This window comes from Bradyrhizobium sp. HKCCYLRH3097 (assembly GCF_051167875.1).
In the GTDB taxonomy this organism is placed as follows: domain Bacteria; phylum Pseudomonadota; class Alphaproteobacteria; order Rhizobiales; family Xanthobacteraceae; genus Bradyrhizobium.
In genome coordinates this window covers 200,746-222,728 of record NZ_JBNPTX010000004.1, presented here as the reverse complement: position 1 = coordinate 222,728, position 21,983 = coordinate 200,746, and the positions used below count along the sequence as shown (strand labels likewise).

Genomic DNA, 21,983 nt, shown 5'->3' with positions numbered 1-21,983 from the left:
ATAATCCTAGTTCTGCTGCGCCGGCCCGATATGCGCCGCGTCGATGATGAACTTCGACAGCGCCCGGCCGATGCAGTCATGAACCTGCCTGGCCAGCTCGACCCCGTGCGTCGGATTGAACAGGTCGAAATCGCCCTGCTCGTTCCACTGCCGCATGATGGCAAACCGATCGAACAGCGGGATGTCGCGCTGCTGCGCCACCACACGCATGTTGTCGACATAGGGCGGCACGGAGATCAATGTTTCCGTCCGCGGACTGTATTGCAGGTTCATCAAGACGACGTCAGCTCCCGCCTTCTGCAGCGTCGCCACACCGTCGTCGACCGCCTGCCGGAACTCATCAGGATCGATAGACCGCATGGCGTCGACCGTGCCGGTCTGCCAGATGACCAAATTAGGCCGTTTTCCTTCCACCAGTTTAACGAGATTGCCCGCGACCTCCTCGGCCGTCTTCTTGGGCTGCAGCTCGACGCTGAGATTGACGGTGACGGCCGGCAGCTTGTCCTTCAGCGCCGCCTGCAGACGGGCGGGGTAGGCATTTGCGTCGGAGGTGCTGACAATGGAGGATGAGCGGCTTCCGACGACGAGAATATCCAGCGTGCGGCCATTCTTGACGGCGTCTGCAACCTTCGGGAGCGGGCTCTCGGTTGTCAGCAGGTAGGCCGGCACCTCGCAGTTCTGCGGCGCATCTTCCGCGCGCGCGGAGGCCGCCAGCGAAACAGCCAGCGCTGCGATACCCAACCTTAACCACGAGACGGACTTCATCAGCCCCCTCCCGCCAGATCGGCGTTGCTGCGCGCACCTTTTCGCGCGGCCCCCTTATCGGCCTCACGCTTGTACCACGAAATCAACGACGCCACCCCCCACATGATGAGGATGCCGCAAAGGCTGATCACCGCGTGCATCATGGCGCCGCCGGACACTTCGGCAAGGACGAAGTGGCCCGCAAACGCCAGAAACACGCCAAGACAGAAGATCTCGAGCGAGTGTTGCCCACAAACAATCAGCGGACGCAGCCACGGCGACTTCAAGAGCGGCCAATCCTTGCGCAAATAGTGCACGGTGAGTGCTGCAAGTGCGAGAAAATGCGCGAAACGCAACACGTCAAGGTCGGTCTTGTCGATCGGATACATCCACTGCTCGATTCGGCGCGGCATCAGATGGCCGAGCTGCGGAATGTACCAGGTCAGGGTCACGCAGAAGGCCGCGACCAGATAGGCGACGCAGAGCCCGAGCGTGATCGGTGAGTTGATGATGCGCGACATGCGCTGGGCGCCCCCGAGCGCGCACCAGGCCCCGAACACGAACAGGAGCTGCCAGGCGAACGGGTTGAACGCCCAGAAGCCGTTCGGATAGGCCGTCAGATAGAGATCGAGCTCCCAGGTGAGTGCGTAGAGAACGACCGAGAGCCCGAGCGTGACGTCAGGACGCCAGCGCATCAGCCACAGGATCAGCGGCAGGAACAGCATCAGCACGATGTAGAGCGGCAGCACGTCCATGTTGACGGGGCGGAAGCGCAGGATCAGCGCCTGCACGATCGTCACGTCCGGCTGCTTGAGAAAGTCCATGATCCCCATCTCTTCGGTGTAGAGCGGGTTCTCGAAGCTGGTCGCGACGTAGGAGATCTCGGCAAGGAAGATCGTGAACAGGAAGACGTGGGCGACGTAGATCTGCCAGACGCGGCGCAGGATGCGCGCGGTGGCGACGATGAAGCCGGCATCCTGCATCGCCCGGCCATAGACGAATGCCGCCGTGTAGCCGGAGATGAAGATGAAGATCTCGGTGGCGTCGGAGAAGCCGTAGTTGCGGATCGTGAACCAGGTCAGCAGGTTCGGCGGCAGGTGGTCGATGAAGATCAACCATAGCGCCAGCCCGCGAAACAGGTCGAGCCGCAGCTCGCGCTCGCCGACCGCCGGGAAGGTGATCGCAGGCGCAGCGGTGGTGGCGGGTGCAGCGGTGACGGCCGGCGCGGCCGCGACGGCAGATGCAGATGCAGCCGCGCTCGCCGCGGCGGCAGTCTCCGCAGCCGGCGCGGGTGCGGCGCTGGCGGCGGGGGCGGACGGTCCGGCAGGGCGATCGACAATCGACGTCATCAGGCACCGCGTCAAGGCTGCCAGCCTTCGAGGCCCGGCAGGGGAAATGTAGGGCTGCGCAGATTTTACGCAAGCGATGAAGGACTTATCAGCTGGGCCGTGCCCAGTTTTTCGACCTTGGCGGACGGTTGGTGGGCGATCGCACGACGCAGGACAGGTCGATCCGCCCCCAGGGTGCTGCCTGCCGCGCCCGATCCGAGTCTAAGGAACGGATCGCGCGTACGGCCGACAAAGTCCGCGATTCTTGTGCCATAATGCGGAACTGTGTTGAAAGCACGATGGCGTCGCGATTGGTTCCGGCGCGGGTTTCCGCTACAATGCCACCATGTATCGCGCCGTGACTCGCCACATCGAAGTGACCGTCGAACCGAACTTCCTGCCTGAGAAGTCGTCGGTGGCCGATGGCCGCTGGTTCTGGTCCTATACCGTCGTCATCACCAACAGCGGGGAGGAGACAGTGCGGCTGCGCAGCCGGCACTGGATCATCACCGATGGGATCGGCCGGCAGCAGGAGGTCCGCGGCGAGGGCGTGGTCGGCGAGCAGCCGGTGCTCGCGCCGGGCGAGCGCTTCGAATACACCTCCGGTGTCCCGCTCACCACCGCGTCCGGCTTCATGGCCGGCTCGTATCAAATGGAGAGCGAGAGCGGTGAGCACTTCGACATCGCCGTGCCGGCCTTCTCGCTCGACAGCCCCGAGGGCAAGCGGGTGTTGAACTAGCTGAGAAGGCATGCAGTCCGACTGCCCCAAGTCTCGTCTGCTCGCTGTCTCTTGTGCTGCAATACGACAGATCCTGCACCCACGCCGCACGTCATCGTTCTCGCGACGCGTCCCGCGCCCGAGCCTTGTCCATTCATCCGCCCTCTGCAAATAGAGGGCGCAGGGAAGGCCGGGCCTCGGCTGAGGCCTGCGGCCCGCCTGCAGAAAAAAATGCAGGCGGCAGGTACCACAGGTTCAGCCGGAACGACCCGGCCCTCCCTGCGCGACGGTTTTAACGGCTGCTTCGCGTTCTCCCTGGTGCGCCGGGCTTGTTGGCCACCATCCTCAACGCGAAGCGGAGCTTCAGCGTGAGTTGATATCAGCATCGGGATATCAGGACCGCGCGACTTGACCGTACGTGCATCGCCGTTCGTCCGCGCAGACTGAACTACGCTGCAGCAACACACGCCCGTCGCCTCCCACTGCCAACGGTCCGTGACGGTCGCGAAACGCCCCTCATGCGGCAACAGGATGCGCGGAAATGTGCCAGTGATTTGCCCGACGGCACAAGTTGTTTGTTGCTGCGACCAATCAACGCGACGGGCAAGGATGTGGCGTCGATCAGCTGGAAAACCGATCTTCAACAACGAACTAATCGAAATCGCCGGCGCACACGAACTCCCGACATTCTCTCCGACGCCGCGCGACGCAGCCTATCAAGCGTCATCGCGAGGAGCGAAGCGACGACGCGATCCAGAGCTGTCGAAGCGACTCCGGATCGCGTCGCTGCGCTCGCGATGACGTACGGAGGGCTGTCGCTCGACCACGATCGCTACGACGCGCGGAGCGAGCGCAACAGAGTCAGTTCTCCGTCACGCCGGCTTCGTGCGGGGTGAAGTGATAGACCGAGGAGCAGAACTCGCAGGTGACGACGACCTTGTCGTCCTTGACCATGTCGGCGCGGTCCTGGGGCGAGAAGCTCTTCAGCATGTTGGCAACCGCATCGCGCGAGCAGGAACAGCGCGCCTGCAGCGGCACGAGGTCGAACACGCGCACGCCGCGCTCATGGAACAGGCGATACAGCAGCCGCTCGCCCGACAGCGCGGGATCTATCAGCTCGATATCCTCGACGGTCGCGACCAGCGACTGGCCCTCGACCCAGGCCTCGTCCTCCTCGATCGCATGCAGCTCGGTGCCTTCGGGCGCATCGCCGGGATGCAGGTCGGCTTGGCGCAAGCGCTCCGGCGCCTGCGGCAAAAATTGCGTCAGGAGGCCGCCGGCACGCCAGCGGTGCTTGCCGCCGCTCCACTCCTCGCCGACGGCGAGGCGCACGCGGGTCGGGATCTGCTCGGAGCGCAGGAAGTATTCATGAGCGGCCTCCTCCAGGCTGCCGCCGGTGAGCGCGACCAGCCCCTGGTAGCGGCTCATGTCGGCGCCCTGGTCGATGGTCATCGCCAGATGCCCCTTGCCGAGCAGGCCGCCGGAATCCTTGGCCTCAGCCAGCCGGGCTTCGTCGAAGCGGGCATAGGCACGCAGGCGGTCGGGTGCCTGGAAGTCGACCACCAGGAACGACACCGGGCCGTCGGTCTGGGTCTGCAGGATGAAGCGGCCGTCGAATTTCAGCGCGGAGCCGAGCAAGGTCGTCAGCACGATGGCCTCGCCGAGCAGCTTGCCCACGGGCGCGGGATAAGCGTGCTTGGTGAGAATGTCGTCGAGCGCCGGGCCCATGCGGGTCAGTCGCCCACGCAGATCGAGCGCCGCGACCTCGAACGGCAGCACGGCGTCGTCGACCGGCACCGCCGAGGGGGCGCGGCTGGTATCGAGGTTGATGTCGGTGTCGGGGGGATTGGTTGTCATGGGGCGTATTTGGGGATGATTGAAACGAATGGAAGGGCATCCCCGGCTGTCGTCCCGGCCTTGAGCCGGGACTCATACCGCGGATGCTATCGAGGAACGCCGGTGGTAGTCGCCGACGCTAAGCCGTAACCGACGAACCACGATCGCTCCAACTACGCCGAGCAACGGCCACAGCTGCAAATCAGTTCGATCACGCGGTATGGGTCCCGGCTCAAGGCCGGGACGACACCGGTGAAATTGCGCCGTCGAACCCTAAGCCCGCTCGCCGAAGCACCAGGCCAAGATGCCCTTCTGCGCATGCAGGCGGTTCTCGGCTTCGTCGAACACCACCGACTGCGGGCCGTCGATCACCTCGTCGGTGACCTCCTCGCCGCGGTGGGCCGGCAGGCAGTGCATGAACAGCGCCTCGGGCTTCGCCAGCGACATCAACTTGGAATTGACCTGATAGGGCTTGAGCAAATTGTGCCGATGCTCGCCATCCTTGTCGCCCATCGACACCCAGGTGTCGGTGACGACGCAGTCGGCGCCGGCGACAGCGACTTCCGGATCGTGGCCGAGATGGATGTCGGCCCGGGTGGCGCGGATGAAATCCTTCATCGGCTTGCCGGGCGACAGCTGCGGCGGGGTGGCGACGTTGAGCCGGAACTTGAAGCGCTCGGCGGCATGGGCCCAGGAGGCCAGCACGTTGTTGTCGTCGCCGGTCCAGGCCACGGTGCGGCCCTCGATGGAGCCGCGATGCTCCTCGAAGGTCATCACGTCGGCCATCACCTGGCAGGGATGCGAGCGCCGGGTCAGGCCGTTGATCACGGGCACGGTGGCATGCGCGGCAAGCTCGAGCAGCGCCTCGTGGCTGAGGATGCGGATCATGATGGCGTCGACATAGCGCGACAGCACGCGCGCGGTGTCGGCGATGGTCTCGCCGCGGCCGAGCTGCATCTCGGTGCCGGTCAGCATGATCGCCTCGCCGCCGAGCTGGCGCATGCCGACGTCGAACGACACGCGCGTGCGCGTCGACGGCTTGTCGAAGATCATCGCCAGCACCTTGCCCTCGAGCGGCTTCTTCGCCGGCTCGCGCGCCTTCAAGGTCTTCTTCATCGCGCTGGACAGCGCCAGCACGTTGCGCAGCTCCTCCACCGGCATCTCGGTGAGATCGAGGAAATGACGCGGCGTATTGCCCATGGTCTTGCTCATGATGCGGCCGCCTGCTTGGCAGGCGCGCCCGACAGCGCCGCACAGGCGCGATCGAGCATCTCGACCGATTGTTCGATTTCGGATTCGTTGACGATCAGCGGCGGCAGGAAGCGCACGACGTTGTCGCCCGCGCCGACGGTGAGCAGCTTCTGATCGCGCAGCGCCGTGACCAGATCGCCCGACGGCACCACCGCCTTGACGCCGATGAGAAGGCCCTCGCCGCGGATCTCGGAGATGATGTCGGGATGACGATCGAGAACGGCGGCGAGCTTCTGCTTCAACAGCAACGACATCTTGCGGACGTGATCGAAGAAGCCGGGCGCCAGCATCACGTCGAGCACGGCGTTGGCCGCGGCGACCGCCAGCGGATTGCCACCGAAGGTCGAGCCATGCGAGCCCGGCGTCATGCCCGACGCGGCCTCGGCCGTCGCAAGCACGGCGCCGATGGGAAAGCCGCCGCCGAGCGCCTTGGCCAGCGACATCACGTCCGGCGTGACGCCGAGCCAGCGATGCGCGAACAGATCGCCGGTGCGGCCCATGCCGGTCTGGACCTCGTCGATGACCAGCAACAAACCGTTGTCGTCGCAGAGCTGGCGCAGCGCCTTGTAGAACGGCAGCGGCGCGGTGCGCACGCCGCCCTCGCCCTGCACCGGCTCGACCAGGATGCCGGCGGTGTGCGGACCGATCGCCTTCTTCACTGCTTCGATGTCGCCGAACGGAACCTGATCGAAGCCGTCCATCGGCGGACCGAAGCCGTCGAGATATTTGGCCGAACCTGTCGCGGCGAGCGTGGCGAGCGTGCGGCCGTGGAACGCGCCTTCGAACGTAATGATACGATACCGTTCGGGATGTCCCTTGGCGGCGTGATATTTGCGCGTGATCTTGATCGCGCCTTCCATCGCCTCCGCGCCCGAATTGGCGAAGAATACGTAGTCGGCAAAGCTCTGCTCGCACAGCCGCGCGGCAAGGCGCTCGCCATCCGGGCTCTTGAACAGGTTCGACATGTGCCAGAGCTTGGCCGCCTGCTCCTGCAGCGCCTTGACCAGATGCGGATGCGCATGGCCGAGCGAATTGACTGCGACGCCCGAGGTGAAATCGAGATAACGGTCGCCATTGGTCGCGATCAGCCACGCGCCTTCGCCGCGCTCGAACGAAAGATCGACCCGGGCGAATACGGGGAGGAGATGCGTAGCGGCAACACTGGTCATGGCGGATCACATGAGCTGACGGGCCGGCCGAGACACGCGCCACGCGGCGCCATCGCGCATCAGGGACCCCACCCTGGAAAACAAAATGTGCCGCCTTTTCAAGGCGGCACGTGCATCTATTGTATGCGGGCAGCGGTGGGAGTCAACTACGCGTCAGCTGATGCATGGGGGGCCGGCCCGTGAGATTCCGGACGCCTGACACGCCTCGAGACACGCCACAGGGAACCACGGAATGTGTGGACTGCGGCCGCCGACTCTTGCGCGGGAGTCACGCCATATTGTAGCGTTTTCAACGTCGAGTACGACATCTCGTGCGGCAGTTCTGATCCCTCTCGAAGTTCTCTGAGTTTGCGTAACGTCCGGGTGCCTTGCGCGTGCCCGGCGAGGGACAAGGGATTCTGCCGCCAGGGATTTTCTTGAGACAGCATCGCAGCGCCGTCCCGGAATTGGCCGGCGCAACGCGAAGGGAAAGGTTCGATGACCGTATTGACCTGGTCCGACGATCGCGTCGAGCAACTGAAAAAACTCTGGGAAGCCGGACTGTCGGCCAGCCAGATCGCCGCGGAACTCGGAAACGTGACGCGCAACGCCGTGATTGGCAAGGTGCACCGGCTGGGCCTGTCCGGCCGCGCCAAGAGCCCGGCCACCGCGGCACCGCGCCAGCGCAAGGCGGCCCGCCCGGCACAGCCGATGATGCGGGTGGCGCGCCCGGTGGCGCGCGGCAACACGGCGCTCGCACAGGTTTTCGAGGTTGAGGCGGAGCCCGATCCGGTTGCATTCGACAACGTCGTGCCGATGAACCAGCGGCTGTCGCTGCTGGAGCTCAACGAGGCGACCTGCCACTGGCCGGTCGGCGATCCCTCGAGCGCGGATTTCTTCTTCTGCGGCGGCAAGGCGCTTTCCGGCCTGCCCTATTGCGCGCAGCATTCGCGCGTCGCCTATCAGCCCGCGGCCGACCGCCGCCGCCAGCCGGCGAAGTCGACCACGCGCTGACGAGGGGGCCGCGACGGGCGACGAGGATGCTCCGCATCGCCCCGGGATCTCCGGCGGCCTCAACTCACAACGACCATGGACGTGAGCCCGGCCCGCGCCGGGCCGCAGATGCGACGGGCGATCAGGCGCCCCGCGCCGGCTTCGACTGCGGAAAGCACGCCGTGAAGGCGGCACCGTTGCGCGGCACGCTTTCGATCAGCAGCCGGCCGCGATGGCGGTTGAGGATGTGCTTCACCAGGGAGAGGCCGAGCCCGGTGCCGCCTTGCGCGCGGCTGTCGCCGACATCGACGCGATAGAAGCGCTCGGTCAGGCGCGGCAGATGCTCGGGCGCGATGCCGGGGCCGAAATCGCGCACCTTGACCCGGATCTCCGGCGCGTTCTCGGCGGAGACGGCCTGCTCCAGCGAGACGATCACGCGCCCGCCCGAGGCGCCGTATTTCAGCGCGTTTTCGATCAGGTTCTCGAACACGCGCAGCAGCTCCTCGCGGTCGCCGGCGATCGCCACCGGCACGTCCGGCAGGCTGGTCTCGATCACCACCTGGCGCTCGCGCGCCAGCGACTCCAGCCCGTCGGTGACCTGGCGGATGATGGGGACGACGTCGACCATGGCGTGGGGCTGGACATGCGCCGACAGCTCCACCCGTGACAGCGACAGCAGATCGTCGATCAGCCGCGCCATGCGCGTCGCCTGGATGTGCATGATGCCGAGGAAGCGCTCGCGCGCCTTCGGATCGTCCTTGGCCGGCCCCTGCAGCGTATCGATGAAGCCCGAGAGCGCCGCCAGCGGCGTGCGCAGCTCGTGGCTCGCATTGGCGACGAAGTCGGCGCGCATTTCCTCGACCCGGCGCAGCGGGGTCAGATCGTGGAACGTCATCAGCATGCATTTGTCCGTGCCGCCGAACGCCGTCGGCACCGGCACCGGCGTGATGATCAGCTCCATCCAGCGATCGACCGGAACGTGATCGTGATAGGTGGCACGGCGGATCTCGGTGGTGGCGATCGCCTCGCGCAGCGCAGTGATGATCTCCGGCGTGCGCAGCGCGAACTGGGCGAGCTCGCCCTTGCGCAGGGCCGGCGCGAGCTGCGCGGCAGCGGCATTGAGGTGGATGACTCGGCCGGCGCGGTCGAGCAGCACGGCGGGATCGGGGATGCCCTCGACCACCGCGCTGACGGCCGGCGCCTCGACCGGGTTGGCGTGGCGCTCCTCCTCACGCTTGGCGACCGCGCCATGCAGCCGCCACGGCACCAGGGCGGCGGCGGAAATACACAGGAATACCGCCAGGGCCCGCAGCGGCAGCAGCTCGTCCAGCAGCACGAGCCCGGCAAGCGCGAGCGCCGCAGCGAGCAGGATGATCGCGGAATGGCGCAGCCGGTCCGGCCAGGGGGTGAAGATCGAGAGCGGCGTGTCGGAGGGAGCGTCGAGGGCCATCTCGTCCTACTGTTCCCTTGAGCTGGCGTCAGGCACCGGAATCGCTGCGTTTCCTCACAAAAGCGGCTTCCGGTGGGGGGCCCGGATCGAGGCTGAGCGCGGCCTGCCGCAGCCGTTTCGACCGCGTGCTGATGATAACCTCGCGAAACGTCAGCAAGATTACAGAAATGAGGAACGGCGCCAAATAATACAGCATCCGGAACAGGAGCATTCCGGCCAGCAGCTCCTCGCGGTCCATCTGCCACAGCCCCACCAGCATCGCGGCGTCGAACACGCCGAGCCCGCCGGGGGAATGGCTGGCGAAGCCGAGCAGGGTCGCCGAGACGAAGATCACAGCCACCACGACGAAGCCGAGATTGGGCTCGTCCGGCACCAGCACATACATCGCCAGCGCGCAGAAACCGAGGTCGATGATGCCGATCGCGATCTGCAGCAGGGTCAGAGGGCCGCTCGGCAGCACCACGGTCCACGGCCCGCGGCCGACCACGCGCGGCTTGGTCCATACCCAGGCGACATACCCCAACAGACCGACCAGGATCGCGATCGCCACCATGCGGTTGACCCAGGGCGGCAGCTGGTCGATCGAGGCGGCTGCCTCCGGATGATAGCTGATGCCGAGCCCGAGCACGGCCGCATTGCCGAGCCAGAACGTCAGGCCGGCAAGGAAGCAGATCTTGGCGACGTCGATGGCGTTCAGCCCATGGGCCGAATAGACGCGGTAGCGCACGGCACCGCCGGTGAAGACGCTGGCGCCGACATTGTGGCCGATCGAATAGCTGGTGAAGGCGGCCAGCGCGTTGACGCGGTAGGGCACGTGGTCGTGGCCAATCGCGCGCACCGCGAACAGATCGTAGAAGGTCAGCGTGAAATAGCCGGCGGCGACGAACAGCGCGGCGAGCGCGATCTGATGCGGCTCCGTGCTCTTGATCGCCTCGAGCACCTCGTAGGTGTCGATGCCGCGCAGCATGTGGTAGAGGACGTAGCAGGCGACCGCGATCACAGCGATGCTGATCAGCACGCCGAGCTTGTGCAGGACTTGCTTCTCGCGCAGGAACGTGGCCGCTCTGCGTATGGCTTCAAGCATCTACACCTCTCACCGTGATCCGATCACGACGGCCGGGGACGCCGCGCCCCGGAGGCCGCAGCATCATGTGCGCATACAACGCCCTCGTAGCGCGTTTCGACGCATTGGGGAACACGGAGCGTGCGAACAAAAGCGTACACATGGATATACTTAGCAGGCTTTGCGGAAATGCGATGCACCGTTTTGCCGCACATGAGGCAAGACATCAGGCAAAGGCATCGGACAAGGCATCATGCTGGACGGCGGGGCAGCGCACGTCCCCGCCAGCCTGCAAACCCCAGGTTAAACTTTGGTGAGGAACGCGAATCTCCGGGGCTTCCGGGGCGCCCAGCGGTTCGGCGGGTCAGCATGACTCAACGATAAGCGCGAGCTGCGCGTTTGACAGGTTCGCGCCTCGTCAAACCTTCGTGTCTCGCAGTTGCGATGACCCGGGGCACGCGGACGGCGGGCGCGCCGCCGCAGTCTCGGCAGATGGCGTCGGGTGCAGTCCGGGGCGGCGGTCTCAGGCCGCCGATTTCGTCCGCATGCTGCGGATCACCACCAGCGCCCGAAGCCAGGTGCCGATGGCGCAGCCGACGAGGTAGGGCACGAACATGATCAGCAGCAGCTCGAGCCAGTAGCCGGCCCGGCCGGGAATCAGGCAGGCCACGGCCGTCGCGACCAGGCCGGCGGCCAGCGCCGCCAGCAGCCAGGTCAGCCAGCCCGACACGCGCGGGGCGCGATGCACCACGGCGACCCAGCCCATCGCCAGCCCGATGGCGAATGCGCCGGCCAGCCAGCCCCAGTGAAAGGCAACGAGATAGGCCATGACCTTACCTCACCACGAATTCGATGCGCCGGTTCTGCGCCCGGCCGTCGGCGGTGTCGTTGGCGGCGACCGGCTGGGTGCTGCCATAGCCGATCGCGCTGAAACGGTCGGCCGGCAGTCCGGCCTTGACCAGATAATCGACCACCGCCTGGGCGCGCTTCTGCGACAGCACCTGATTGGCGGCAGAGTCGCCGTCGGCATCGGTGTGCCCGATGATCTCGACATTGGCGGAGGGACAGCGGAACGCGATCTCGACGAGGCGGTCGAGCAGACCGGTGGAATCCCTGTCGAGGTCGCTGCGGCCGGTCTCGAACCGGATCTTGGCCTTGCCGAGCAGGTCGGAGAACAGCTGCTGGCACACCGTGGGATCGACCGGGGCGGCTGCCGGCTTCACCGTGATGTCGGCCTTCACCTGCCAGCCCTGTGGGACATCTTTGGCGAGCCCGGTCCGGATCTGGGCCGCTGCGGCGTCGTAAAGCGCATCACCGGAAATCTTGATGTCACGGTCGGACACCACCAGCGTGCCGGTCGACAGCCGTGACAAGGCGCCCAGCGCCGGCACCACCGCATTCACGAAATTGGTTGGCGCGCCGAGGCTGTTCTTGAGATTGTCGACGACCTTCTCGCTGAAGAATTTGCGCGATGAAGAGCCGACGACGACGGCGTGGATGTTCTCGTCGGGAACGTTGCCTGCAAGCGTCACGGTGACCGCGACCGGGTCCTTGTAGGCCTGGAAGACATAGGGCGGCGCCTTGACCTCGTTGCTGGCGACCTTGAAGCCGTCCGGCAGCTTTCCGAGCGCGGCCGCGATCGCCTCGCGGCCGCCGAGCTCGCGCGCCATGCCGGACAATGTGACGTCGCCGTCGGAGATCGTGAACTTGCCGTCCTTCAGCTTGGCGATCTGGCCGATCAGCAGCAGCGCCACATCCTCGAAGCGCGCCGGCGCGCCGCGCGCCAGGCCCATCTGATCCGCGACCTCCACGCCCGGCAACGCCGCCCGGGTCGCGTCCATCAGCTTGCCCTTCAAGGCGGGCAGCGGCGCGCTGCCGCCCAGCGTCACCCGGACGACGTCGCGCTCGGCCGACCAGACGAAGGGCTTGGCCTCGGGGACCAGCCGCGTCTCGTCGTTGACGAGCCGCACGCCGGCCACGCCGTCGACCGCAGCAACCGCATCGCGGCGTCCGGCCTCGGAAAACGCATTGGCGCGCAGCGAGACATCGCGGCCGTCCACCGTGATGCTTGTCCTGTCGAGCACCGCCCCCGTCAGGACGGCCGAACTGCGTCCGGCGAGATCATTCTCCAGGGGAACGGTGCTGGTCCAGGCCGCGAGGCCCCAAAGCACGATCAGCGGAATGACGCCAGGCCACCATTTCCCGCTCCACCTGAAAAGTCCGCGCATTCGTCATCCGTCGCATCGAGGAAGCAGAGAGAAAACAAACCCTTGCATGCCTGTCAAACCGGAAATGAGGAGCGCCGCACGGTACGTTGTGACCGCAGGCTAAGGTTTTCTTCAATCATTCGTCGGTAACCTTGTCCCGACACTCACCGGGCCGCATATTTCAGATGAGGCGATTTCGCAAAACCTTTATCCGTGCCGGCCTGGAAGCGCTGTATCTGAGCGGCGCGCATGTCTGGCTGCGCCCGATCTTCTCGGGCGTGGGTGCGATCTATACGCTGCATCATGTGCGGCCGCACCGCGACGCCGATTTCCAGCCCAATTGTCACCTCGAGGTCACGCCGGATTTCCTGCGCGAGATGTTGTCGCACCTGCGCGACCACGACATCGAGATCATCACCCTCGACGAGTTGCACAGCCGGCTGGTGGCGAAGGACTTCTCGCGCCGCTTCGCCTGCTTCACCTTCGACGATGGCTATCGCGACAATCGCGACTTCGCGCTGCCTGTCATGCGCGAGTTCGATGCGCCGTTCACCATCTATGTGACGAGCGATTTCGCATCGGGACTGGGCCGGCTCTGGTGGGTGACGCTGGAGCGGCTGGTCGCGAAGACTGACGCGATCGACATCGAGATCGGCGGGCTGTCGCTGCAGCTCGATGCATCGACGCCGGCAGCCAAATGCGTGACGTTCCAGCGCCTGCACGACTGGCTGCGCGCACTGCCGGGCGAGCACGACGTCCGGCGTGAGATCAGCGCGCTGTGCGCGCGCTACGACGTCGACGAGGCCTCGATCTGCCGTGAGCTCTGCCTGTCCTGGGACGAGCTCCGGGCGCTGTCGACTGAGCCATTGATCTCGATCGGCGCGCATTCGATCAGTCACTGCAATCTCGCCAAGCAGACCGAGGAGACGGCGCGCATCGAGATCGCCGACAGCCGTGCTCGGATCGAGAACGAGTTGCAGCGGCCGGTGCTGCACATGGCCTACCCCTACGGCGACCGCGCCGCCGCTTCCCAGCGCGAATTCGTGCTGGCGGCCGCGAGCGGCTACAAGACCGCCGTCACCACCCGGCCCGGCATGATCTTCGCGGAAAGCGCCGATCATCTCACGGCCCTGTCGCGCGTCTCGCTGAACGGCCATTACCAGCACGCCCGCGTGCTGCCGGTGCTGACCTCGGGCGCGGCCACCGCGATGTGGAACGGCTTCCGCCGCATCGACGCGGCATAGGCCCCGCCATAACGTTCCCCCGATTGAATTGCGGCGATTTCGTGCGACTGCGTCTCACTTGACGTGCTGGCGCGTCCCGCTCACAAGCGCGCATGACATAAGGAAAGGGAGGCTTCATGCTCAGGAACTTGTTCTCACTCGAAGGACGCATCGCGCTCGTCACCGGCGGCTCGCGCGGCATCGGCAAGATGATCGCATCCGGCCTGCTCGCGCATGGCGCGGCGAGGGTCTACATCACCGCGCGCAAGGCAGGGCCCTGCGAGGCGACCGCCAAGGCACTGACGACCGAATATGGCGGCGAATGCGTCGCGCTGCCGATCGACATTTCGACGATGGCCGGCATCGAGACGCTCGCGGGCGAGATCAAGAAGCGCGAGCCCAAGCTCGACATCCTCGTCAACAATGCGGGCGCGGCGTGGGGCGCCGACTTCGACGAATTCCCGGAGAGCGGCTGGGACAAGGTGATGAACCTCAACCTCAAGACGCCGTTCTTCCTGACCAAGGCGCTCGCAGCTCCCTTGCGTGCGGCGGCCAGCGCCGAACGGCCGGCAAAGGTCATCAACATCGCCTCGATCGACGGCATCTTCGTCAACCCGCTCGAGACCTACTCCTATGCGGCGAGCAAATCCGGCCTGATCCATCTGACGCGGCGCATGGCGGCCAAGCTGATCAAGGACCACATCGTGGTGACCGCGATCGCGCCCGGACCGTTCAAGTCCGACATGAACAAGGCCGCGCGCGACAACGCCGACGAGGTCGCCTCGCGCGTGCCCGCTGGGCGCATCGGCACCGACGAGGACATGGCGGGGACGGCGATCTTCCTCGCCTCGCGCGCGGGCGACTACGTGGTCGGCAATACGATCGCGGTCGATGGCGGCATCGTCTACGCGAACCCCGGCATTCCGGGCGCGGGCTGGGACAGCTGAGAATAGCGAATAGCGAATAGCGAATAGCGAATAGCGAATAGCGAATAGCGAATAGCGAATAGCGAATAGCGAATAGCGAATAGGCTACTTCCCCTATTCGCTACTCGCAACTCGCTATTCGCCTCTCATCAAGTTTCGATCTTCACGTACTCGAAGTCCCCCGGCTTGTTGTCGATCCCGACCTTCGGGGGCGCGATCCACGAGGCGTATTCGCCGATCTCGGTGACCGGCTTCATCAGCGAAGAGATGTAGGCGCCGTCGTCGGCCGACGGCAGCCAGTCGCCCTTGCGCTTCGCCCACGTGCCCTCGTCGATCAGGATGCCGTCGGGCGTCGCATGGACGTCCTTGAACTCGCCGATGGCGCGGTGGAAGGCGGTATGCGGCAGCTTGAGCTGGAAGTCGTAGCCTGCGGTCGTGATGATCTTGTTCCAGCGCAGCAGGCCCTTGACGCAGTCCTGCGAGTAGTCGTCGCGCAGGCGCATGTTGAGCGCGGTCAGCGCCGGCTCGTCGACCCGCTTGATCTCGCCGTCGACCAGCTTGAGCACCGGATAGGTCGAGTTCTTGAGCTGGTGATCGTCCTGGATCTGGGTCTCGTGATAGCGGCCCTTGATGCCAGCATTGAAGGCATTGGCCGCGTTGGTCGAGACCTCCGAGCCGAACAGGTCGAGCGACAGCGTGTAGTGCAGGTTCAACTTCTTCTGGATGGTCGGCAGGTCGATCACGCCCAGCGCGCGGACCTTGGCGATGTCGGTGGGATCGTCGATCCCGGCCTCGCGCATCGCCTCGACCGTGCGCTGGATGACGCGGCCGACGCCGGTCTCGCCGACGAACATGTGATGCGCCTCCTCCGTCAGCATGAAGCGGCAGGTGCGCGACAGCGGATCGAAGCCGGACTGCGCGAGCGAGTGCAGCTGCATCTTGCCGTCGCGGTCGGTGAAGTAGGTGAACATGAAGAACGACAGCCAGTCCGGCGTCTTCTCGTTGAAGGCGCCGAGCATGCGCGGGCTGTCCGCATCGCCCGAGCGGCGGCGCAGCAGCTCGTCGGCCTCCTCGCGGCCGTCGCGGCCGAAATATTTCTGCAGCAGGTAGACCATCGCCCAGAGGTGACGGCCCTCCTCGACGTTGACCTGGAACAGGTTGCGCATGTCGTAGAGCGACGGCGCCGTCTTGCCGAGATGGCGCTGCTGCTCGACCGAGGCCGGCTCGGTGTCGCCCTGGATCACGATCAGGCGGCGCATCAGCGCGCGATATTCGCCGGGAACCTCCTGCCAGGCCGGTTCGCCATAGTGCTCGCCGAACGGGATCTTGCGATCCTCTTCCTGCGGAGCCAGCAGGATGCCCCAGCGATAGTCGGGCATCTTGACGTAATCGAACTTCGCCCAGCCGCGCGGATCGACCGAATAGGCCGTGCGCAAGTACACCAGCGACTGCTGGAAGCCCTCGGGGCCCATGTCGTTCCACCAATCGACGTAGCCGGGATGCCAGCCTTCCAGGGCCTTGAGGACCTGGCGGTCCTCGGCGAGATTCACGTTGTTCGGAATCTTGGTCGAGTAGTCGACGTTCATGATGTTCATGTTCATGGAGACCTCCCGGGGGCTTTGATCTGTTGGAGGCGAGTAGCGAATGGCGAGTAGCGAATAGGGGTTCCAGACATCCTTCCCTCTTCGCTATTCGCCACTCCCTGTTCGCTCCCCTTACACGCGCGTCATGTCGTATTGCGGCCGCTCGCCGGTGCCGTAGCGCCGGAGTGCGCCCTCCTCGCCGACCGCGTTGGGCCGCTGGAAGATCCAGTTCTGCCAGGCGGTGAGGCGGGCGAAGATCTTCGATTCCATCGTCTCGGGGCCGGCGAAGCGCAGATTGGCTTCGAGACCGGTGAGGCTGTCCGGCGAGAAGCTGGCGCGCTCCTCGAGGAAGACGCGGATCTCGTCCTCCCAATCGATGTCATCCAGCGCGAAGGTCACGAGGCCGAGCTCCTCGGCCTCATCGGCTTCGAGCGGCTTGCCGACCTGCTCACGCACACGCGCGAGATCGGCGGGATCGGCGAGGAAGCGCGACTCCAGCCGGGTCAGGCCGTGACTCATCGGATAGGGACCGAAATTCATCGCCGACAGTTCGATCGCCGGCGCCGGGCGGTTGTCGCCCTGGATGGTGCCGATCAGCATGTAGGAGCGGTCGGAAGCGAACACCAGCTCGGCGAGCGTGCCGGCGAAACAGGAACCGGGCTCGACCAGCGTGACCAGCGTGCGCGAGGTGACGTCGATGCGCTTCAGCACCCGCTTCCAGTAATGCCTGACCTCGTTGACCAGCCAGTGCGCCTTGTTGGCCTCAAGGAACGCGTCATGCGCGAGCACCTGGGCGCGATCGCCATGCGACTTGAACACCAGCATAGCGATGCCGAGCTCGTTGATGCGCAGATGCAGGATGGCGTCATCGAGTTCGCGCGCGACCTGCAGCGGCCAGAAGGAAGCGCCCTGCCCGATCATGCCGTCGATGTCCGCAGGTGGCGCGGCCTCGGGAGCCGAGATGGTGATCGTGGCGATGCGGGCCGTGCGGTCGATGTCGACATTGACGAAGCCGTAGCGCACGCTCGACGCATCGATGACGCGCTTCAGCGGCGTCAGCGCGACGCCCTTGCCGCTGCCGTTGCGCTTGGAGGCGGCTGCGAATTCCTTGGCGCGCTCGGCCACCTTGGCATCGACCTTGGAGTTCGGCGCGATCTCGTCGACGAGGCGCCATTGCACGGCGCGCTTGCCCTTGACCCCCTCCTCCGTGGTGCAGAACGCGTCCGCGCGATCGCGGCGGACCTTGCGCTTGTCGACGACGCGGGTGAGACCGCCGGTACCCGGCAGCACCGCGAGCAGCGGCACTTCCGGCAGCGACACCGACGACGAGCCGTCATCGGCGAGGATGATGTGATCGGTGGCGAGCGCGAGCTCATAGCCGCCGCCGGCCGCGGTGCCGTTCACCACGGTGATGAAGCGCTGGCCGGAATTCTCGGATGAATCCTCGAAGCCATTGCGGGTCTCATTGGTGAACTTGCAGAAGTTCACCTTGTGGGCGTGGGTCGCGCCCGCAAGCATGCGGATGTTGGCGCCGGCGCAGAACACGCGCGGCTTGGCCGAGCGCAGCACCACGACCTTCACTTGCGGGTGTTCGAAGCGCAGCCGCTGCACGGCGTCGGCGAGCTCGATGTCGACGCCGAGATCATAGGAATTGAGCTTGAGCTGGTAGCCCTCGAACAGGCCGCCATTCTCGTCGACGTCCATGGCGAGCGTCGCCACCTCGCCATCGATCGAGAGCTTCCAATGTTTGTAGCGGGAGGGATCGGTCTGAAAATCGATGAACGTCTTGCCTCCCGCGAGCACGCGGTCTTCCCCGGCCATGTGTCACCCTTCGTTGGAGTGCTTATCGTTGATATGCACAATAATTCATGTTATGGCTGCCGTCTACGACAAAAAGCCGAAACATGCACTTTGTTTCATGTTCGTGATGCCGGGGCCGGCAAGGTCGCGGCCGCGAACTCGGCAATGACCCGCAAGGTGGCGTCCGGCGCCTCGCGATGCGGGGAATGGCCGGTGTTGGGCAGCATCGTCACCTCGACCGGGCAGTAGCACTCCTCCTGGATGGTCTCGACCTGGCGGATGGTGCCGTACTGGTCGTCGACGCCCTGGATCACGACCACGGGAACGCGGATGTAGGCGAGGTCGCCGGTGATATCCCAGGCCCGGAATGCCGGATCGAGCCAGGCGCCGTTCCAGCCGTAAAACGCGTTGTCGACGTCCTTGTGCCAGCGGCCGAGCTTGGTGCGCAGTTCCGTGGTTTCGTAAGTGGTCTTGATCGCGGCGATCGACGACACAGAGATGTCCTCAACGACCACATGCGGCGCGATCAGCACGATGCCGTCGAGGCGATGGTCGGCGTGGCTGCCCCCGTAGATCGCCGCGATCGACGCACCATCGGAATGGCCGACGAGAAGACCGCGCTGAAAGCCGATTTGATCGAGCAGCTTCGGCAGCACATCGCGCGCCTCGCGCTGCATGTAGTCGAGCGGCCGCGGCAGAGACACCGGGCTGGAGGCGCCGTAGCCCGCGCGCGAATAGACGAACACGGAAACGCCGGTGGCTTGCTGGAGCTTGTCGGGAAAGTCGCCCCACAACCCGACCGAGCCGAGCCCTTCATGCAGCAGCACGATGCACGGAGCGTCAGAGGGCTGCGGACCGATCAGGCGATATTCGAGATCGGCGGAATCGATGGTGAGGAAGCCGTTCGATGAAAGCTGCACGGGTCACTCTCTCCTTCGTCATGCCCGGCTTGACCCGGGCATCCACGTCTTTCCTGTCGAGGCGGAATGGATGGCCGGGTCAAGCCCGGCCATGACGACAACCAAGAGCAGGATCGCTCCCGAGAGTGGGGGCCAACTACTGACCCGCCCCCTCACGCAGCTTGAAGCGCTGGATCTTGCCGGTCGCGGTTTTCGGCAGGCTGTCCACCACCTCGATCCAGCGCGGATATTTCCACGGGCCGATCTTCTGCTTGACGTGTTCCTTCAGTGCCTCGTGCAGGGTCGAGCGATCGACGCTCGGGCGCAGCACGACATAGGCCTTCGGCTTCAACAGCCCCTCCGGATCGGCTTCCGGCACCACGGCAGCCTCGAGCACCGCGGGATGCGTGATCAGCGCGCTCTCGACCTCGAACGGCGACACCCAGATGCCGGAGACCTTGAACATGTCGTCGGAGCGGCCGCAGAAGGTGTAGCGCCCGTCGGCGTCGCGGACATATTTGTCGCCGGTGCGCGTCCAATAGCCCTCGAACGTCGAGCGGGTCTTGTGGCGCTGATTCCAGTAGCCCTCACCGGCGGACGGTGCATGCACCAGCATCTCGCCGACCTCGCCGTCCGGCACGTCCTGGCCGGCCTCGTTGACAAGACGAACCTGATAGCCCGGCACGGGGCGCCCCGATGAGCCGTATTTGATGTCCCCGGGGACGTTGGACAGGAAGATGTGCAGCAGCTCGGTCGAGCCGACACCATCGAGAATGTCGACGCCGAACCGCGCCTTCCAGGCATTGCCGACCGATTCCGGCAGCGCCTCGCCGGCCGAGGTGCAGATGCGCAGCGCGCTGCCGGCCTTCTCATGGCGCAGCGACTCATCGTGCAGCATCGCGGCGAACAAGGTCGGCACGCCGTAGAAGATGGTCGGATTGTAGCGGTTGAGGAGCTTGAACATCAGCGCCGGCGTCGGGCGCTCGGAGTTGAGGATCGTAGTTGCGCCGACCGACAGCGGGAAGGTCAGCGCATTGCCGAGGCCATAGGCGAAGAACAGCTTTGCGGCTGACAGACAGACATCGCTCTCGCGGATGCCGAGCACTTGGCTGGCATAGGTCTCGGCCGTTGCGGCGAGATTGCCGTGCAGATGGCGCACGCCTTTGGGCATGCCGGTCGAACCGGATGAATACAGCCAGAACGCAGGTTCATCCTCGTGGGTCGCGACCGTGTCGAACTGATCGCTCTCGCGCGCGAGCTCCTCGGTGAGCAGCTTGTGGCCGAAGGCATTGGCGCCGGACACGACGACGCAATCGAGATCCGGCATCCGGCCGACAATGTCCTTCACCACCGGATACAGCGCCTCGGACACGAACAGCACGCGGGCGCGGCAGTCGGCGAGCACATACGCGTATTGTTCAGAGGTCAGCAGCGTGTTGAGCGGCACCGGGACGACGCCCGCGCGCATGGCGCCAAGAAACACCGCGGGGAAATCCACCGTATCGAGCATGATCATCGCCACGCGCTCCTCGCGGCGGACGCCAAGGCGGCGCAGCATGTTGGCGACGCGGCAGGTCTGCTGTTGCAGACCGCGATAGGTCAGCTCCGAGACCGTGTCCGTGTAGGCGAGCTTGTCGCCGCGCCCCGCCTCGACATTGCGGTCAAGCAGCCACGATACCGCATTGTACGACTTCACGGCATTCTCCCCGGATTTTTGAATTATAATTCATACAAGGCCACCAACACCGCTTGCTGTCAATCCTCCCCGGCATTATGTTTCCTACTCAAAAGAGAACCTCAGGGATATGACGCCACACAGCGATGCCCCGCGCGACGACGGCCAGTCCGCGGCCGAGACCGATTTCCTCGACCAGCTGGGCCAGCGGGTGCGGCGGATGCGCGGCCTCGCCGGCATGTCGCGCAAGGTGTTGGCCGAGGTCTCCGGGATTTCCGAGCGCTACATCGCCCAGCTCGAGAGCGGCAAGGGCAATGTCTCGATCGTGCTGCTGCGCCGCATCGCCAACGCGATCAACGCGCCGCTCGACGACATCATCCCCGGCGGCGAGCCATCGCCGGACTGGCCGGTCATTCGCGATCTCCTGAAGAAGGCGAGCCCGAGCCAGATCGCCGAGGTCAAGGAGCTGCTTGCCGGGGGCGCATCGGCGCCGCTGCGGCGTTCGTTCTCAGGCATTGCGTTGATCGGCCTGCGCGGTGCCGGCAAGTCGACGCTCGGCAAGATGCTGGCGGAGCGGATCGGCTGGAGCTTCGTCGAGCTGAACAAGGAGATCGAGCGGCAGAACGGGCTTTCGGTTGCCGAGATCATCGCGCTCTACGGCCAGGAAGGCTTTCGCCGCATGGAGCAGGCCGCCCTGGTGCAACTGCTCGCGCGCAAGGAGCCGATGGTGCTGGCGACCGGCGGCGGCATCGTCTCCGAGCCGGTCACCTTCGACCTGATCCTGACCTCGTTCTACACCATCTGGCTCAAGGCCGAGCCGGAGGAGCACATGGGGCGCGTGCGTAAGCAGGGCGACCTCCGCCCGATGGCCGACGACCGCTCGGCGATGGCCGAGCTGCGCAACATCCTGGCGAGCCGCGAGCCCCTGTACGCGAGGGCCAACGCCGTTGTGGATACCGCAGGTCTATCAGTCGATGCGGCTGCCGCGCGGCTGGGTGAAGCGGTGAAGCCGGTCATCGCCAATGAGGCGCGCATGTTCGCGCGGGGGTGAACTCGCGCAACGTCAATGCCGGCACGTCGCGGCATCCGCGTTAACCACCGCCGTCATTTTCATACCGCCGATGGTGGCCACACACCCT

At 65.5% G+C, this 21,983-nt stretch carries 18 protein-coding genes; 5 read left to right on the top strand and 13 right to left on the bottom strand.

Annotated elements, in window-relative coordinates:
* Window positions 1-6: 6 nt before the first annotated feature.
* Together ACQR0U_RS12535 and ACQR0U_RS12530 are read right to left on the bottom strand one after the other, a co-directional pair.
* Complete coding sequence (locus ACQR0U_RS12535; RefSeq protein ID WP_315717147.1) at window positions 7-765, bottom strand: SGNH/GDSL hydrolase family protein; 759 nt, start codon at window positions 763-765, stop codon at window positions 7-9.
* Window positions 765-2,093, bottom strand: a complete 1,329-nt coding sequence (locus ACQR0U_RS12530) for an OpgC domain-containing protein (protein ID WP_315717146.1) — start codon at window positions 2,091-2,093, stop codon at window positions 765-767. Before ACQR0U_RS12530 ends, ACQR0U_RS12535 begins: the two co-directional genes overlap by 1 nt.
* Before the next feature lie 325 nt (window positions 2,094-2,418).
* Here ACQR0U_RS12530 and apaG point away from each other — a divergent pair, with 325 nt between their 5' ends.
* A complete protein-coding gene (gene apaG / locus ACQR0U_RS12525; RefSeq protein WP_315717145.1) occupies window positions 2,419-2,811 on the top strand; it encodes a Co2+/Mg2+ efflux protein ApaG in 393 nt (130 codons plus the stop codon).
* 840 nt (window positions 2,812-3,651) lie between these two features.
* Here apaG and ACQR0U_RS12520 read toward each other — a convergent pair.
* The 3 genes from ACQR0U_RS12520 to ACQR0U_RS12510 form a co-directional block, all read right to left on the bottom strand.
* The gene (locus ACQR0U_RS12520; protein ID WP_315717144.1) at window positions 3,652-4,647 is read right to left on the bottom strand and encodes an Hsp33 family molecular chaperone; all 996 of its coding nucleotides are present in this window, start codon (window positions 4,645-4,647) and stop codon (window positions 3,652-3,654) included.
* 252 nt (window positions 4,648-4,899) lie between these two features.
* The gene (argF, locus tag ACQR0U_RS12515; RefSeq protein ID WP_315717175.1) at window positions 4,900-5,826 is read right to left on the bottom strand and encodes an ornithine carbamoyltransferase; all 927 of its coding nucleotides are present in this window, start codon (window positions 5,824-5,826) and stop codon (window positions 4,900-4,902) included.
* Window positions 5,827-5,834: 8 nt separating this feature from the next.
* Window positions 5,835-7,046 carry an aspartate aminotransferase family protein gene (locus tag ACQR0U_RS12510; protein WP_315751238.1) on the bottom strand — a complete coding sequence of 404 codons (1,212 nt, stop codon included), beginning with the start codon at window positions 7,044-7,046 and terminating at the stop codon, window positions 5,835-5,837.
* A 477-nt stretch (window positions 7,047-7,523) separates the two neighbouring features.
* On the opposite strand from ACQR0U_RS12510, the gene ACQR0U_RS12505 reads away from it, so the two are divergent.
* Entirely contained in the window at window positions 7,524-8,039 is a 516-nt protein-coding gene (locus ACQR0U_RS12505; protein ID WP_315717142.1) for a GcrA family cell cycle regulator, read from the top strand.
* Window positions 8,040-8,160: 121 nt separating this feature from the next.
* On the opposite strand, the gene ACQR0U_RS12500 is transcribed toward ACQR0U_RS12505, so the two are convergent.
* From ACQR0U_RS12500 to ACQR0U_RS12485, 4 genes are all read right to left on the bottom strand, one after another.
* Window positions 8,161-9,468, bottom strand: coding sequence for an ATP-binding protein (locus ACQR0U_RS12500; protein WP_434843306.1), 1,308 nt, complete (start codon window positions 9,466-9,468; stop codon window positions 8,161-8,163).
* 28 nt (window positions 9,469-9,496) lie between these two features.
* Entirely contained in the window at window positions 9,497-10,552 is a 1,056-nt protein-coding gene (locus ACQR0U_RS12495) for a lysylphosphatidylglycerol synthase domain-containing protein (RefSeq protein ID WP_315751236.1), read from the bottom strand.
* Between the two features lie 502 nt (window positions 10,553-11,054).
* Window positions 11,055-11,360 carry a hypothetical protein gene (locus tag ACQR0U_RS12490; RefSeq protein WP_315717139.1) on the bottom strand — a complete coding sequence of 102 codons (306 nt, stop codon included), beginning with the start codon at window positions 11,358-11,360 and terminating at the stop codon, window positions 11,055-11,057.
* 4 nt (window positions 11,361-11,364) lie between these two features.
* Complete coding sequence (locus ACQR0U_RS12485; RefSeq protein ID WP_316165605.1) at window positions 11,365-12,759, bottom strand: OmpA family protein; 1,395 nt, start codon at window positions 12,757-12,759, stop codon at window positions 11,365-11,367.
* Between the two features lie 164 nt (window positions 12,760-12,923).
* On the opposite strand from ACQR0U_RS12485, the gene ACQR0U_RS12480 reads away from it, so the two are divergent.
* Window positions 12,924-13,982: a polysaccharide deacetylase family protein gene (locus ACQR0U_RS12480; RefSeq protein ID WP_316193453.1), complete on the top strand. Its 1,059-nt coding sequence runs from the start codon at window positions 12,924-12,926 to the stop codon at window positions 13,980-13,982.
* 116 nt (window positions 13,983-14,098) lie between these two features.
* Window positions 14,099-14,908: an SDR family oxidoreductase gene (locus tag ACQR0U_RS12475; RefSeq protein ID WP_315717136.1), complete on the top strand. Its 810-nt coding sequence runs from the start codon at window positions 14,099-14,101 to the stop codon at window positions 14,906-14,908.
* A 128-nt stretch (window positions 14,909-15,036) separates the two neighbouring features.
* Here ACQR0U_RS12475 and boxB read toward each other — a convergent pair whose 3' ends face one another.
* The 4 genes from boxB to ACQR0U_RS12455 all read right to left on the bottom strand — a co-directional run bounded on the left by boxB (window position 15,037) and on the right by ACQR0U_RS12455 (window position 20,865).
* Entirely contained in the window at window positions 15,037-16,488 is a 1,452-nt protein-coding gene (gene boxB / locus ACQR0U_RS12470) for a benzoyl-CoA 2,3-epoxidase subunit BoxB (protein ID WP_315751230.1), read from the bottom strand.
* Window positions 16,489-16,602: 114 nt separating this feature from the next.
* Window positions 16,603-18,291 carry a 2,3-epoxybenzoyl-CoA dihydrolase gene (gene boxC, locus ACQR0U_RS12465; RefSeq protein WP_315751228.1) on the bottom strand — a complete coding sequence of 563 codons (1,689 nt, stop codon included), beginning with the start codon at window positions 18,289-18,291 and terminating at the stop codon, window positions 16,603-16,605.
* Between the two features lie 95 nt (window positions 18,292-18,386).
* On the bottom strand, window positions 18,387-19,190 hold the full coding sequence (locus ACQR0U_RS12460; protein ID WP_315751226.1) for an alpha/beta fold hydrolase: 804 nt from the start codon (window positions 19,188-19,190) through the stop codon (window positions 18,387-18,389).
* A 136-nt stretch (window positions 19,191-19,326) separates the two neighbouring features.
* Window positions 19,327-20,865, bottom strand: coding sequence for a benzoate-CoA ligase family protein (locus ACQR0U_RS12455; protein WP_315751214.1), 1,539 nt, complete (start codon window positions 20,863-20,865; stop codon window positions 19,327-19,329).
* Between the two features lie 109 nt (window positions 20,866-20,974).
* On the opposite strand from ACQR0U_RS12455, the gene ACQR0U_RS12450 reads away from it, so the two are divergent.
* The gene (locus ACQR0U_RS12450; RefSeq protein WP_315751213.1) at window positions 20,975-21,895 is read left to right on the top strand and encodes a helix-turn-helix transcriptional regulator; all 921 of its coding nucleotides are present in this window, start codon (window positions 20,975-20,977) and stop codon (window positions 21,893-21,895) included.
* Window positions 21,896-21,983: the final 88 nt, after the last annotated feature.

What these genes read in the sequence shown, in the direction of transcription:
- ACQR0U_RS12535 (WP_315717147.1), bottom strand. Translation starts at nt 765, where the DNA reads ATGAAGTCCGTCTCGTGGTTAAGGTTGGGTATCGCAGCGCTGGCTGTT.
- ACQR0U_RS12530 (WP_315717146.1), bottom strand. Translation starts at nt 2,093, where the DNA reads ATGACGTCGATTGTCGATCGCCCTGCCGGACCGTCCGCCCCCGCCGCC.
- apaG (WP_315717145.1), top strand. Translation starts at nt 2,419, where the DNA reads ATGTATCGCGCCGTGACTCGCCACATCGAAGTGACCGTCGAACCGAAC.
- ACQR0U_RS12520 (WP_315717144.1), bottom strand. Translation starts at nt 4,647, where the DNA reads ATGACAACCAATCCCCCCGACACCGACATCAACCTCGATACCAGCCGC.
- argF (WP_315717175.1), bottom strand. Translation starts at nt 5,826, where the DNA reads ATGGGCAATACGCCGCGTCATTTCCTCGATCTCACCGAGATGCCGGTG.
- ACQR0U_RS12510 (WP_315751238.1), bottom strand. Translation starts at nt 7,046, where the DNA reads ATGACCAGTGTTGCCGCTACGCATCTCCTCCCCGTATTCGCCCGGGTC.
- ACQR0U_RS12505 (WP_315717142.1), top strand. Translation starts at nt 7,524, where the DNA reads ATGACCGTATTGACCTGGTCCGACGATCGCGTCGAGCAACTGAAAAAA.
- ACQR0U_RS12500 (WP_434843306.1), bottom strand. Translation starts at nt 9,468, where the DNA reads ATGGCCCTCGACGCTCCCTCCGACACGCCGCTCTCGATCTTCACCCCC.
- ACQR0U_RS12495 (WP_315751236.1), bottom strand. Translation starts at nt 10,552, where the DNA reads ATGCTTGAAGCCATACGCAGAGCGGCCACGTTCCTGCGCGAGAAGCAA.
- ACQR0U_RS12490 (WP_315717139.1), bottom strand. Translation starts at nt 11,360, where the DNA reads ATGGCCTATCTCGTTGCCTTTCACTGGGGCTGGCTGGCCGGCGCATTC.
- ACQR0U_RS12485 (WP_316165605.1), bottom strand. Translation starts at nt 12,759, where the DNA reads ATGCGCGGACTTTTCAGGTGGAGCGGGAAATGGTGGCCTGGCGTCATT.
- ACQR0U_RS12480 (WP_316193453.1), top strand. Translation starts at nt 12,924, where the DNA reads ATGAGGCGATTTCGCAAAACCTTTATCCGTGCCGGCCTGGAAGCGCTG.
- ACQR0U_RS12475 (WP_315717136.1), top strand. Translation starts at nt 14,099, where the DNA reads ATGCTCAGGAACTTGTTCTCACTCGAAGGACGCATCGCGCTCGTCACC.
- boxB (WP_315751230.1), bottom strand. Translation starts at nt 16,488, where the DNA reads ATGAACATGAACATCATGAACGTCGACTACTCGACCAAGATTCCGAAC.
- boxC (WP_315751228.1), bottom strand. Translation starts at nt 18,291, where the DNA reads ATGGCCGGGGAAGACCGCGTGCTCGCGGGAGGCAAGACGTTCATCGAT.
- ACQR0U_RS12450 (WP_315751213.1), top strand. Translation starts at nt 20,975, where the DNA reads ATGACGCCACACAGCGATGCCCCGCGCGACGACGGCCAGTCCGCGGCC.